General features: G+C 63.4%; 12 protein-coding genes. 4 read left to right on the forward strand and 8 right to left on the reverse strand.

The features are described from left to right. Nucleotides 1–2: 2 nt before the first annotated feature. Together CH273_RS14250 and CH273_RS14255 are read left to right on the forward strand one after the other, a co-directional pair. Entirely contained in the window at nt 3–1,550 is a 1,548-nt protein-coding gene (locus CH273_RS14250; RefSeq protein WP_032395459.1) for an acyl-CoA synthetase, read from the forward strand. Continuing rightward, complete coding sequence (locus CH273_RS14255; RefSeq protein ID WP_032395460.1) at nt 1,547–3,037, forward strand: aldehyde dehydrogenase family protein; 1,491 nt, start codon at nt 1,547–1,549, stop codon at nt 3,035–3,037. The genes CH273_RS14250 and CH273_RS14255 overlap by 4 nt, the downstream gene beginning before the upstream one ends. 4 nt (nt 3,038–3,041) lie before the next feature. On the opposite strand, the gene CH273_RS14260 is transcribed toward CH273_RS14255, so the two are convergent. Genes CH273_RS14260 through CH273_RS14275 form a run of 4 tightly spaced genes read right to left on the reverse strand, consistent with a single transcriptional unit; the run spans nt 3,042 to nt 6,524 of the window. Next, a complete protein-coding gene (locus CH273_RS14260; protein ID WP_032395461.1) occupies nt 3,042–3,704 on the reverse strand; it encodes a class II aldolase/adducin family protein in 663 nt (220 codons plus the stop codon). Next, complete coding sequence (locus tag CH273_RS14265; protein WP_032395462.1) at nt 3,704–4,639, reverse strand: carbohydrate kinase family protein; 936 nt, start codon at nt 4,637–4,639, stop codon at nt 3,704–3,706. The genes CH273_RS14260 and CH273_RS14265 overlap by 1 nt, the downstream gene beginning before the upstream one ends. Further along, the gene (locus tag CH273_RS14270) at nt 4,636–5,115 is read right to left on the reverse strand and encodes an SRPBCC family protein (RefSeq protein WP_032395463.1); all 480 of its coding nucleotides are present in this window, start codon (nt 5,113–5,115) and stop codon (nt 4,636–4,638) included. Before CH273_RS14270 ends, CH273_RS14265 begins: the two co-directional genes overlap by 4 nt. Next, complete coding sequence (locus CH273_RS14275) at nt 5,097–6,524, reverse strand: flavin monoamine oxidase family protein (protein WP_094638015.1); 1,428 nt, start codon at nt 6,522–6,524, stop codon at nt 5,097–5,099. Before CH273_RS14275 ends, CH273_RS14270 begins: the two co-directional genes overlap by 19 nt. A gap of 138 nt (nt 6,525–6,662) precedes the next feature. On the opposite strand from CH273_RS14275, the gene CH273_RS14280 reads away from it, so the two are divergent. Further along, nucleotides 6,663–7,274 (forward strand): TetR/AcrR family transcriptional regulator, encoded by a 612-nt coding sequence (locus tag CH273_RS14280; protein WP_052049562.1) that lies wholly within the window; start codon nt 6,663–6,665, stop codon nt 7,272–7,274. 15 nt (nt 7,275–7,289) lie between these two features. On the opposite strand, the gene CH273_RS14285 is transcribed toward CH273_RS14280, so the two are convergent. The 3 genes from CH273_RS14285 to CH273_RS28470 all read right to left on the reverse strand — a co-directional run bounded on the left by CH273_RS14285 (nt 7,290) and on the right by CH273_RS28470 (nt 11,134). After that, complete coding sequence (locus CH273_RS14285) at nt 7,290–7,727, reverse strand: siderophore-interacting protein (protein WP_052049520.1); 438 nt, start codon at nt 7,725–7,727, stop codon at nt 7,290–7,292. A 291-nt stretch (nt 7,728–8,018) separates the two neighbouring features. Further along, nucleotides 8,019–10,499, reverse strand: a complete 2,481-nt coding sequence (locus CH273_RS14290; protein ID WP_052049522.1) for an NACHT domain-containing protein — start codon at nt 10,497–10,499, stop codon at nt 8,019–8,021. Beyond that, nucleotides 10,493–11,134 carry a DUF3039 domain-containing protein gene (locus CH273_RS28470; RefSeq protein ID WP_371828370.1) on the reverse strand — a complete coding sequence of 214 codons (642 nt, stop codon included), beginning with the start codon at nt 11,132–11,134 and terminating at the stop codon, nt 10,493–10,495. Before CH273_RS28470 ends, CH273_RS14290 begins: the two co-directional genes overlap by 7 nt. 1,101 nt (nt 11,135–12,235) lie before the next feature. Between CH273_RS28470 and CH273_RS14300 the strand changes: the two genes are divergently transcribed. Further along, on the forward strand, nt 12,236–12,481 hold the full coding sequence (locus tag CH273_RS14300) for a hypothetical protein (RefSeq protein ID WP_143546235.1): 246 nt from the start codon (nt 12,236–12,238) through the stop codon (nt 12,479–12,481). Between the two features lie 172 nt (nt 12,482–12,653). Here the strand turns inward: CH273_RS14300 and CH273_RS27395 are convergent, their stop codons facing one another. Next, complete coding sequence (locus CH273_RS27395; protein ID WP_218829576.1) at nt 12,654–13,748, reverse strand: hypothetical protein; 1,095 nt, start codon at nt 13,746–13,748, stop codon at nt 12,654–12,656. Between the last annotated feature and the right edge of the window lie 19 nt (nt 13,749–13,767).

Genomic DNA, 13,767 nt, shown 5'->3' on the forward strand with positions numbered 1-13,767 from the left:
ACATGTATCTCACCCAAGGCCTGCATCGCTCCGCCGCAACGACTCCGAACCGCGCAGCGACGGTGTTCGGCGATCGCGTTCGCACCTTCGCCGAACAGATCGACAGAGTGGCACGACTGGCGGCAGGCCTGCACTCCATCGGCGTCGAGTCCGGCGATCGAGTTGCGATGCTGGCGTTCAACAGCGACCGCTACTCGGAGTACCTGCTCGCGGTGCCGTGGGCCGACGCCGTGCTCAACCCCGTGAACATCCGATGGTCGCCCGTGGAGGTCGCGTACGCACTCAACGACTCCGACACCAAGGTCCTGCTGGTCGACGACACCTTCGGTGCGATGGTCCCGGCACTGCGCCCGGCATGTGCCGGCCTGCAGACCATCGTCTACTGCGGAGACGGCACCACCCCCGAGGGCATGGTCTCGTACGAGGACCTGGTCTCGTCCCACGATCCCGTCCCCGACGCCCGCCGTAGCGGCGACGCACTCGCAGGACTCTTCTACACCGGCGGCACCACCGGCTTCCCCAAGGGCGTCATGCTCTCGCACGCGAACCTCGTCACCTCCGGCCTGGGAACGGTGGCGACCGGACAGCTGCTCGACGACGCATCGATCCTGCTCCATGCCGCTCCGATGTTCCACCTCGCCGATCTGGCCGCGTGGGTGGGACAGGTCATGCTCGGCGGTACCCACGTCATGGTTCCGTTCTTCGAGCCGACCGCCGTGCTCGGCGCGATCGCCGAGCATTCGATCACCGATGTGTTGTTGGTACCGACGATGATTCAGCTTCTGGTCGACCACCCCGCATTGAGCGAGTTCGACACCTCCTCGCTCAGTCGTGTGCTGTACGGAGGATCCTCGATCTCCGCAGGCGTCCTCGAGCGCACCCTGGCACGCCTCCCGCAGGCCCGTCTCACTCAGGCCTACGGCATGACCGAGCTCGCACCGGTCGCATCCCTGCTCTGGCCGGAACACCATGTGGGAGAACGCATCGGCTCGGCCGGTCGCGCGGCCCCGCACTCGGAGATCCGGATTCTCGGCCCCGACGACGAGCAGTTGGCCACCGGATCCGTCGGCGAGATCTGTGTTCGCGGTGGACACGTGATGCTGGGCTACTGGAACAAGCCGGACGAGACCGCCGCGGCCGTTCGCGACGGTTGGATGCACACCGGCGATGTGGGCTACCTCGACGCCGACGGATTCCTGTTCGTCGTCGATCGACTCAAGGACATGATCATCACCGGCGGCGAGAACGTCTACAGCGCAGAGGTCGAGAGCGCACTGAGCCGCCATCCCGCCGTCCTGGCCTGCGCCGTGATCGGTGTGCCCGACGGCGAATGGGGCGAGCGCGTCCACGCCTGTGTCGTGTTGGCCGATGGCACCTCGCCGACGGTCGAAGAACTTCGCGATCACACCCGCAGCTACGTTGCCGGATACAAGACCCCGCGCACCATCGAGTTCGTCACCGCGCTGCCCATGAGCGGCGCGGGAAAGATCCTCAAGCGCGAACTGCGGGTCGCCCACGTGGCGAAGGACGCGCTCGGAGCGTCCCTGTGACCAGCCAGGTCCAGGCGCGAACCACGTTCGATTCCTTCTCCCCCATCGACGACGGTCCGGTCGCCTCGTTCCCCGTCGATGGGGCGGAGTCCGTCGCGCGGACGGTCGGACTCGCGCGAAAGACACAGCGCACATGGGCCTCGCTGCCGCCACGTTCTCGCGCCCGACACCTGCGGGCATGGCGACACGAAATCTGGAGTCATCGAACCGAATTCGTCGATCTCATTCACCGCGAGAACGGCAAACCCGCCGACGATGCACTGCTCGAGATCGTACTGACCCTCGAGCACATCGCGTGGGCGGAGAAGCAGGCACCGAAGCTCATGCGGTCACGCCGAGTCGGCCCCGGGTTGCTGCTCGCGAACTACTCCGCTCACGTGGAGACGGTGGCACTCGGTGTCGTGGGCGTCATCGGTCCGTGGAACTACCCCCTGTATGCACCCAACAGTGCGATCGGTTCGGCGCTGGCAGCAGGTAACTGCGTGGTGTTCAAGCCGAGCGAATACACCCCCGCGGTAGCGGCCCGATACGTCCGCGCGTTCCACGAAGCCAATCCGTCTCTGCCACTGGGCATTCTGTCGCTCGTCACCGGATACGGCGAAACCGGTGCCGCACTGTGCCGATCGGGTGTGGACAAGATCGCGTTCACGGGCTCGACGAGAACCGGCTCGAAGATCATGGCCACGTGCGCCGAGACGCTCACCCCGGTGGTCGTGGAATGCGGCGGCAAGGATCCGGTGATCATCGCTGCGGACGCGGACATCGCGGCAGCAGCCGAGGCGGTGGCCTGGGGAGCATTCGGCAACAGCGGGCAGACGTGCGTCGGAGTCGAGCGGGTGTACGTCGAGCGGAGTGTCGCAGCACAATTCACCGGCGCTCTCGTGCAGCATGCGCGCTCCATCCGGCCCGGTGGTGATGCGTCGGCCACCTACGGGCCGATGACGATGCCCGGCCAGATCGACATCGTTCGACGCCATCTCGCCGACGCCGAGGCGGCGGGTGGTCGAGCACTGATCGGCGGACTGTCCTCGATCGGCGAGCGATTCGTCGGGCCCACCGTGTTGGTGGACACCCCCGAAAGCTGTTCGGCCGTTCGCGAGGAGACCTTCGGCCCCACGGTCACCGTCCGTGAGGTCGACAGCATCGACGAGGCGATCGAGCTGAGCAACGATCATCGGTACGCTCTCGGCGCTTCGGTGTTCTCCCGCAGGCAGGGCAAAGAGATTGCGGCGCAGCTGGTGTGCGGTCAGGTCACCGTCAATTCGGTGATCGCGTTCGCCGGAATGGGATCTGTTCCGATGGGCGGCGTCGGTGCCAGCGGCTTCGGGCGGGTACACGGCGACGAGGGGTTCGCCGAGTTCTGCCGCACTCACAGCCGCGTCACGAAGCTGTTCGACATCCCCGGATTCGAGCTGGTGACGCTCCACCGCAAGCGCTGGGTCATGCCGCTGATCGACCGCCTGCTCGGGCTCCGTCACCGTCGGTGATCGGTCAGTCCTCTGCGCGCCGCGCGGTGGTGCCGTACGACCGTCGCACCACCTCGTCGAGGGTCGCCGCCAACTGCGCGTCGGTCATGGCGCGTGGCGTCGCCACTGCGGCAGCGGACAGATACACCCCGCACAGCCATTCGAGCAGTTCGATGTTCGACAGTGCGGCCGCGAGATCGTGACCGGTGGCCACCGATCCGTGATGGGCCATGATCACCGCCGACCTCGAGCGCATCGCGGTCACCACCAGGTCGGCGAGCTCGGCCGTACCGAACGGCGCGAACGGCACCACCGGAACCCTGCCGCCGAGGGACAGCTGCGCGTAGTGAACGGGCGGCAGTTCGTCCGCGACGAGCGACAGTGCAACGGCCGCCGAGGAATGCGCATGCACGACGGCACGAACCTCGGACGACGCGTAGATGCCGAGGTGCAGACCCAGTTCCGAGGTCGGTTCACCTGGTCCTGCGCGGACGATTCCGTCCGTACCGACGAGCGTGACGTCCTCGATCGTCGCGTCCGCCAACACCAGCCCGGTCGCCGTCACCGCCACCACATCACCCGCGCGTGCGCTGACATTGCCTGCGGTGCCGAGAACCAGGCCCTTGCGGCCCAGTTGCCGGGCGGTCTCGGCGACGGACTGCCGTAGCTCCTCCACGTCGACCGACATCAGACAGTCCGGCAGGTGCGTGCGAACGTCCGAACGTACTCGAGGTCGTAGGTGCCGAAATCGGTACCGAGTCCCTGCGCAACCTGAGCCGCGGTCGCATTGCCGAGTTCGGCTGCCTCGACGACGTTCATGCTCAGGGACAGGCCGCGAACGAACCCGGCCGAGAATGCATCTCCGCATCCGCTGGTGTCCACCACGTCCACGGAGAACGCGGGGACCTCGACGACACTGTCGGTCGTGACGACGAGAGTGGGCGACGCGCCCGCGGTGGCCACCACGCAGGACGCTCCGAGCTCGAGCAGTCGACGACACCCGCCCTCGACAGTGGCGCAGCCGGTCCAGCCGAGGACCTGCTCGTCGTTGGGCAACAGGTAGTCCACATGGGGCAGCGCGGCCGCGAACGCACCGAGCCCTTCCGGACCGGACGGGGCCAGGCTGTCCACGGTGACGACGACACCGTCCTCGTGGGCGCGGCGCGCGATGTCGCGCGCGGTGTCCGGTCCGTAGAACTCGGGCCCCCCGAGATGCAGGAAGTCGACGTTGTGAAACATGTTCCACGGAACATGCTGAGCCAGATAGCCGTTGGCTCCGATCACGTGCAGAGCCGGCCGGGATCCGTCCGGCCTGATCGGCAGTACCGATGCCGAGGTCTGGACCCCGTCCATGCGGTGAACGAGGGAGACGTCCACTCCGTCGTCGATGAGGAGCTGCAGTAGGAACGTGCCTGCCGAATCACCACCGACCACTCCCGCGGTGTGTACCGCGGCACCCAGTCGGGACAGCACCAGTGCCGTTCCCGCGGCCGTACCCGCGGCCGACATCGCGATCTGCTCCGCCAGGACCGCCGCCTGACCGTCGGGAATCTCGGTCACCGGCCGCACCAGAGTGTCGAGTATGTGCACCCCCAGGGTGAGGACCTCCGCCGGTGCTCTCATCGGATCGTCGCGGTTCGCTCGGAGAGGATCAGCGCCTCGAGGTTGCACATCGAGACGTCGAATCGCGCGGACATCCCGGCGGTCGCGATGGGCCGCACCACACGCCCCATCCAGCTCGGTGCAACATCGAACCAGAATTCGAAGGTCATCGCGGTGGAGGTACCGCCGGCGAGCGGCGCGAAGCGAAAGACGTTCGCCACGTTGACGAGTGGCGCGAAACCCTGACCCGAATCGATTCGCAGTCGGTTCGGTTCCAGCTCCCGGACGGTCCATGTGGCGTGAGTGGTGAAGCGGCCGAGCGTCGCCACCTCCTCCGTGTACACACCACCTGTGCGTGCGGTGCCATGATGAGCGATGACCGACCGGACGTCGGTGACCCACTCTGCGTACCGACCGGTGTCGGCGGTCAATGCCCACACTTCCTCGGGGCTCACCGAGAGGGTGCGATGGGCCGAGACTACGAAGCGTTGTTCCACGAGAGTTCTCCTTCGGTCGAAAGTATTGCTGCTGCTGCGTTTTCACCCGATCGCACAGCCCCGTCCATGTACCCGTTCCAGTAGTCGGAGTGTTCGGCTCCAGCCCACTGCACTCGGCCGAACGCAGTGTCTCGCCACCGGCCGAGTTCGGTCAGCACTCCGGGGGCAAGAACGGCGGTGGGCCCGCCGCGGGTCCAGTGCTCGCGAGTCCAGTCGAGCTCGATCCATTCCGTCGGTTCGAGCGCGCGCGGCCCGACGGCGGAAGCGAAGGCGCGCAGCACCTCGCCGCGTCGCTCGGCGTCGGTGCCGTCCGACCAGTTCCGGCCGCCGCGGTGGCGTGCACCCCAGGTGCCGACGAATCCCATCAGCACTCCTTGGCTTCCGTCGGGGGGTGAGTTGTCGAACATCGAGGACACCGGTACGTCGCTGTCGCGAAAGAGCGCTTGGCCCGACAGCCCGCTCGCGCGCCAGAACGGTTCGGGGTACACGGCCTCGCACTTGGCCAGGCCCCCGAAGTTCATTCGCTGGAACAACGCCTCCTGGGGTGCGGGAAGCGCAGGGCTCCAATCGATTCGGGTGGCCAGAACGGGCGGAATCGCGACGACCGCCGATCGAGCGATCCATGATTCGGTGTCGCTGCACACCACCACGCGATCCGGATGCTGCTCCACACGTCGAACCGGGGTGTCGAGCCGGACGGCGTCACCGAGCTGCTTCGTAATTTCGATGCAGATCGCCTGTGAGCCACCGAGGAATCTCCACTGTTGTGCTCCACCGGCGACACTCATCAACCGATCGACGGTACCGGGGGTGTACTCGTTTCCCGCCCCGGCTACGTACGCCAGGCCGAAGAGCGCCGATGCGTCGGCGGACGTGCCACCGAACACCGAACCGAGCAGGATGTCGAGCAGTTCCACGCCACCGGCGGTGGCCGAGTGCCTCCGGGCCCAGGTGGCGAGAGTCTGGGTGTCCCACTCGCGTGCTCGGGGTGCCGACCACGGTCGGTCGACGGGGATTTGGTTGGCAGCCCGATCGATTCGCGCCACGAGCACACCGACGTCGGGTAGCGCCGCCAGATCCGGCGGCACCCCGCCGTCGAAGCGTCGAGCGTTTCCGTTCTTGACGTACATGCTCGATCCGGTGTCGTACGCGGGGAACGTCCCGACGCCCACCGATGCGGCCAGGCGGAGGACATGGTCCTGCGTCGGACCCACGAACTGCCCGCCGGTCTCGACGACCGAGTTCTCACCGAGTGCGTGGTTGACCGTGCGCCCACCCACCCGGTTCCTGGCCTCGAGGACCTGCACGGTCAATCCTGCGGCCGTCAGTTCCCTGGCGGCGGTCAGACCCGCGAGTCCTGCGCCGACGACCACTACGTCCACGTGCGGGGCCTGCGACATCTCGGTCATGGGTACTCCTTTCCGGGCTGTTCGATGTAGCGGCGACAGTAACCCAATATTGGCCATCCGGCCAGGATTGACGAAAAGTGCCTGCTGGAGAGCACAGCGATGGAGGTGGAAGACAGCACTCCGACTAACGTTGCGGCCATGACCGAAGAGCGCCGGAAGACTCGATACGCGCGCGGCCGGGAGCGCCGCGACGCGCTGGTCGACGCGGCCATCGGCGTGATCGGAACACGCGGACTCGAACGCGTCTCGTTTCGGTCCGTGGCCGAAACCGCCGGCTTCCCGCCGTCGACCACCAGCTATTTCTTCGGCTCGGTCGGCGAACTCATCGATGCCGCAATCACTCGTATCGCCGAGAACGTGACGGCGAAGGTCACGGCTCTACTGGACGTCGCGAACGCAGGCGGGCTCACTCGCGACGATCTGGCCGACGCGATCATGGACCTCGTCTCGTTGCTGTCCTCCCCCGAGGACGACGACTCCCTCGTCCAGTTCGAGGCGTACCTCGCCGTGCGTAGACGGCCCGAGCTGGCGGATTCGGTGCACCGAATCATGCGGATGATCGAGGAGGCGGCCGAAGCGGCGTTGGGGGCATTCGGGATCGCCGAACCACACCTACCGGCTCGACATTTCCTGGCCCTGATCGACGGCTACACCCTGCACGAGATCGCCAGGCCTACGCCGGGTGGCAATCGGGCCGAACTGCGAGACGCGCTGTTTCGGGTCCTCGATTCGTACGATCGAACGCCCTGACTCCAGTCCGCGTTGCTACAAACCGGCGCGCTCGAGGATTTCGTCCCAGTGGAGCTCGGCCTCGGCCTCGCCGATTCCGGTGGCCGCGATTCGGTCGTAGTCGTCGATCAGTGAATCGGCAACGCGCTCATAGCGTTCGAGCCATGCCTCTTTGTCGTCACGCCAGTAGCCGACGATGGCCAGCCGTTTCGCGGGTATGCCGATGTCACCGCGCAAGTAATTGCGTACAGCTCTAGCTGCTGCGGCCTCCCCACCGAACCAAACGTAGCCAGTTCCCGCCGGTATCTCGTACGCGCGAACGGCATCGGGCAATTCCGATGGTGCGCGGCCGTTTCCGGCCACCCGCCAGTCCATCGTCACCGAGGCCGCCAATCGAACGTCCAGCACATCATCGTCGTGAGCCACCTCGACGATCGCATGCGCGCGCAGGTGCAGGCAGCTGCTCGAGTGCACGGCACGAGCCGGGGCCCTGCCACTGACACGAGTCCGCCCAAACCGCGTTGCATTTTCAGTCAGAGCGGGGTCGAGTACCGACAGAATCGCGTCAGTTTGACTGAAACTGCTGTGCATAACAAGCTTTTCAAGCTATTGCTTGTCGTAAAAAATATGATAGGTAGTGGTTTTCGTGATCATTCGACTTGCGTTGATTACAGCAACCCCAGTGGGCGGCTGTACAACCACCTACGAGGTCATGACGGCACGCAATTACGCCGCATGGCGTACGAGAAACTGCGGGCCGGAACGCTACCTATGGAACCTGGGTGCCATGCCCTTCACCCAACCAAGGCGTACGAGGTCAGCCCACAGCCACCCAAGTGCCAGTGCGGTTGCGGGTCTGTCGCCGAGGACATCAAAGTTACCGAAGTGTGTCGAGAAGGACGCCGCGAACGGTTCATAAGCAGGTCGATCGAGAATCCGCTTCTTGTGCCAGGTGTAGAGCTCGTCGCGGTTGTGACGCAGCTCTGTGGTACGGGTCTTGTCATTGAGTGTGAGCGACACCGCGTTCTCTATGGAACTGCAATCCGACGGCGCTGTCCCATGACGACTGATTGGCCTCATCAGCCATGCCAAACCTGGTTCCGGGGGACCCCAACTGTCGGGATCATCTGCGTCGGATGCCGTGTAGTGCACGTCTCCGTAGAACTCGACGGGCATCAGACCTCGGACACCGAGTGTGTCTCCGAAATTCGGAGCGAGGAGGGCCGTCAGCTCGAGATAGCACCGCATAGCTGCGGCGGCGACCGCCTCGGCGCGGGCCAAGATTGTTTTTGGACTGTATTGCCCCCATGGCGCTCCAGGATATGGGGGCAAATCTGGTGCCGGGTACAGCGAAGGCGTCGGGCTCGTCGACTCGCCTTTCGGAGATCGGATTTTCGATCGGACCATGTCGTTGAACTCGTCGCGTAGAACCCCGGCATGCTGGGTCGCCACCCGATCAGCAACCAGCCCGAGCCGATCGCCGAAATCAGCGCCAAGGTGGTCTCGCATCGTTTCCCAGACCCAGTTGGGTCCGGTCGTGATGGCGTGAGTTCTCATCGAGATAGATCGATCGAGAGCAAAGGGTGAGGTGCCGGCGAGTGAGATGACCTTGTCAAGCGGTCGACCCGGCAGCTCATCCCGGACAAGCCACGAGATCCGCAGAGACCATGCCTGCACGTCGACCGCAAGCGCGATCCGCTCCAAACTAACCGTGCCAGTGAATTGCGCCGGAGTTGTCGCGAGGGCGAGCGGTCCCAATCCCCCCATCCATGCCTCCGCAGCAAATCGCAGACGGGTACCGATTCTGGCCCAATCCTCCGAGTTGTAGTCGGGATTCGTGCGTGCAAGCCCTCCAGCATGAGTTTCTTTGATGACCCATGCTGCGGCGCCAGGATTCCACCGGACGAGCTTGCCCATCACGGCGTCGGCCCGGACGGGCTCCGACGCGGCCAGCACGATAGCCAGAACGTATTTCCACTGATCGAATGTCTCGAGCGAGGTCAGCTCCTCGTCGAGGTCGACTTCTTCTTCGATGATCGCTTTGGCGGCGAACCACTGTTCGAAGGTCGCAAGCGAAAACCCGCACGTCCGCCCTGTCCGGGTGACCAGCGACGACCCCCGTATACGGGCGGCGATCTGCGTCGTGGTGAATCTGGCGGGGTCGATCGGCTTACCGTCGCGAATGGTCTCGACCGCCAAACGTCTCAGTTCGGCGTAGAGGTCGAAGCCCTCGCGTTCGACAACATCATCGACCACACGGTCGACAAGTTCCGGAATGCCGGTTGCCCCTTCCGCCGCTGAGGCGTGTCGGGCGATTAGGAGCGCGAACAGAGGGCGTCGAGCAGCCTCCGCGAGCTGATCGTTCAGCGGTGGTAGTTGCTGGCCCGCAACGGTCGCCATCAACCGATTGGCATGACCGACCTCAAGAAGGGGTGCGGCCACCTCGCGAACGGGTGAGCCCTTGTCGATGGCCCGAGCGGTGAGTGCTACCCGCGATTTCGGCCAACGGTCAACGAAAGACCGCGACTCTAGAAGCAAAGTGGCTGCGTCCTCGGTGTGCTCGTCGAGGCCATCGACGACCACATCGACACCCTGAGCCGCGAGTGCTTCGGCGCCGATCTCGCGGACAATAAAGTCCTCGATCGTTTTGTTGAGGGACCCTGAGCTGAGCCAGACAGGCGCTGGAGCCGACGAGTCCTTACGCGCGGTGACGAGCGATGCGCGGTGCCATTCTTCTGCCATATCCGACTTGCCCGACCCCAAAGGGCCGACCAAGACACAAGAGTCTCCGGCTGCCAGCGCTTGCAGACCAGTTGGGATCGCAATGTGCTGGGTCAGGGATCGCTCAACCTGAGCGCCTTCCAGTCCCGCCCCGAGACGCCTTTGCCGGCGGCGTTGCTCGGATGCCTCGGCCGCGATGTCGAGGTACTTCTCCTGTCCCAGAAGTACATACGGGGTAGCTGCAGTCAGCGCGGTAGGCGCGGCTTCACCAGCCAGCACCGCCTCGACCCACTCCTCGTGGTCGGCCTTCCACTGATGGAGCAGCTCCACGGGAAATGACTCGGGCTGAGAGTCGATCTGTTGATGGTGGTAGTTACACAGCAGAATCAAATTTTCGTACCGGTTGCGCTCGGCGCGCGTCAATGGCGAATCCCCACGCGGGCCGGCCGGGCTTTCGGCCACGATGTGCGCGTCTTCGCAAAGGACTGCCATCCTGTTGTGCGGGGTTGCGGCGGCGGTCAGCACTCTCCTGCAACCTGCGAATGCACATCGATTACCGGAACGTTGATGCAACTTGCGCTGCTCAGAGACCGGGATCGACACCATCCTATTGTCGCTGGTCCGTCGCAAGTACCGCAGCTCCGGCCCGGCGTTTCGTAGAAATTCTGACGCCAGCAATTCGCTCCGAGCGGAACAGAGAAGGGCGTCGCCCTATGTGTTCGAGACAGCAGCGGCGATACCGAAACTTCGCCGACGGTTCGACATACGTCACACAGTGGCATGGAGACATGGTCCTGACGGGGCACGAACCACTGGCCACAGACCCCTTGAACCGGGTCGCCATCCACGATGCTCTCCGTTAGCCGATAGGTATGGACGACGTGGGCGAGCGTGCCCGGCTCCATTCTTCCCGGATGGTCTGCCGACAGCTCCCCACGACAAATGCCGTCTAACTCTTCAGTACTGTCTACGTCGATTGAGTGAATTCGAGTTGCCGAAAACGTTGATCCCCAGCGGCTTTCGCGTGGACAAATGGACGCCAGTACTATTTGCTCTGCCCATTCGAGCAATCCAGGCACAGCCCAGCTCAACGGGGTGATTTCCACAAGCAACTCGTGCGGCATGCCGTCTTCCGCCCGCACATACATAACAGAAATCATGCAGAGGGCCTTGCCGCTCGGGTCTGCAACGGTCTTCGTGATCAGGTCGCCCGAACTACGCGCTGAGTGAACACAGCTCACCGAGTCTCGAACTATTTCAAGCTCCCACTCAATGAGGTCGTCTTCGGCCAGCTCGCGCGCTTCCAGAGTCTTGTCTTGTACCGTGGGTAGAAGGTACTCATGTCCGCGTGCTTCGACAAGCTCATGAACTGCTTGTAGAAGTCTTTTCGAGATCCCGCTGTCCGAGTGCCAGCAGCGATAAGCCACGCCTGCCCGTCGGCGTCTTCATAGACTGCTCCGCGCCAACGATTGACTTTGACTTTCCAATAGACCGGCGGCGACGGGATCCCCGAGATACTTTCGCGAAGCTTGGCGCACGCGTCGATCGGAAAGTCGTCCACGGCCTTGCAAACCCTGCGTCAAGTTTCACCCTCCCCTTGGGAAAACCGGCCCGGTGGGTAGCTCTCACCGGGCCGATCCGGTGCCAGAACGCGACCAGGTGCAAGGATGGCGCGTCGAGCAATTCGAACCTCACACCGGCGGACCCCGAAATGGTTTGCGAATCAACGCTGTTGACGACCTTGTCAGTCGTAGACGCATCGCAGTCGAACAGCATCCGGCGGCAAACGTCCACGACCCTCGGTCGGTAAACGTCGACCTCCACCACACAGGAACCGTGAGTTCACCGCGGTAGCTGCCGTGGCCCGCTCGATCACAATCGCTCCCGCGCAGGCCGAGTGAGCAGTGTCGATCAAACGACGGATGGTGCGCAAGGAACCCAGGATGCTTATGTAGCTACTTCAGCATGCATCTCATGATTGGAGCTAAAGATGGCAATCTTCAACACATTTCGGTTGCGAGCAACGTGCCCGCGTTGCGGCGGATCCGGCGGACACAGCGATTTTGGCAACTGGGTAAACTGCTCCGCCTGTAACGGAACCGGGCAGAAGTAGAGGGCGCATAGCGAAAGCCGATCACGGTCGGTACGGTGGGTCGACTGCACATCTACGAGATGCGGTCGACCCGCCGTCACCTGCACTCCAAATCGTTCGAGTGAACATTCTTGGGTCGGCAAAGACCCTGAATTGGCAGAATGGGCGCATGACAGGTATCGGTCCGCTCCTTCGTCAGCTCGTAGGTGATACCACCGAGGCTGAAGAATCCATCCAACTGGAGCTTCGGACGGCTGCGGGTGACGTGCACGGACACACAACCTCGCACGAAGACTTTTGGGTTTGGGCGACAAACCAGCTGGGCATCACCTCGGGTTATAACGGAACGATGTCCCCAGAGCCTGATTTCGACTACATGCATATGACCGTTACGTCGGACGATCAGCATGGCTAAGACAAGGTGGTGCGCGTTCGGCTGTCGGAGGTCGTTGCGTGGACCGTAGGGTGAAATTCTTCACCTACGATACGTTTTTTCGCAGCTAGAGGCATCGTCTGAAGCGCCTCAATCGGCGACTCCGCCCGGGACCTCTTTAGAGCGATCGGAGGCAGAGCAAAGAATGCTTACTTTATCGACGGACCTGCTGCTGATTCGTGTATATACCGATGTCTGTGACCGCGACGCGGCTGACCCCAAACCCGCGCTGTTCGTCGAAGTTCGACAACCACCCGAGGGCATTTGCGACGCCGTCCTCTCCTCCACCAAAGTTTCGTACTGCGTCGGCATATGGTGGTAGCGCACTTCGGACACGGCGGTCAGGGCCGAGCTGGTGGCTCAGAACCATCCATTGGTCGAACAATATGGTCGACAAAGGGAGAGACTGTGCGAGGTACGGCATAACAGATACGTCCGAGGTACGTCGATACTCGTTGCGGACGGTGAGGGCTGGCATCGCACTGACACCCCAGTATTGAAGTTGTTCGCGCGTTAGCCTGGATAAGTGGGTTACAGGTGCCGCGTTCTCGTGTTGCTTTGTCACGCGCCCGGGAGGTGGCGGGCAGGTACCGCAGAACATTTGGTGTTGCAACCGGCGAACCGCCCAATCACCCCAGGCCGGTTGATCCGTGCGAATCATGGCATTGATAGCAACGCGTAGCTCATCGGCCTGTGCCACATCGACGTCACTAATTGACTCTCTGGAGAAGGTTCGTTCAGGCCATCCATTGAAAAAGACGTAGTACGGGTCGAGCACTCCAACAAGATCACGGTCCGGCTTCTTCGTATCCGGATCGACGCCGAGGTTAGCGCCATTGATGAGAACATCCATTTGAAGCGGGCCGCCTGTACGCCCGACGGTATGGTCGAGCTGTTTGTAAAGCGGTACACCGTCAGGAATAGGTCGAGACGCAGTGTCGATTCTGGGGAAAACACGTTTGGCTTGAATACGAGCGCACCTCCACCCGAGGTCGTCTGCTCCGATCCACCACTCCCAATCGGCACCAACTGCGGATTCTTGCCCACCCGTGAACTGGTATTGCTGAAGTACCTGGTGGCCTTCGAGTAGAAGTAGGAGAAGCTCGGTGAACGCCGGCTCGTTCAATCGTGCTGCACCACGGGGACCGTGTAGACGTGTAGCGCTGAGCTTCCAGAACATCGCCGATACGGTATCCATGGCTTGAGCTGCACGTAGTATCGCCTCGTAGTGCTTTGAATCACCAGTCACGCTCATCCTCGTGGTCGTT

This window comes from Rhodococcus sp. 05-339-2, assembly GCF_002258965.1.
Lineage (GTDB): Bacteria > Actinomycetota > Actinomycetes > Mycobacteriales > Mycobacteriaceae > Rhodococcoides.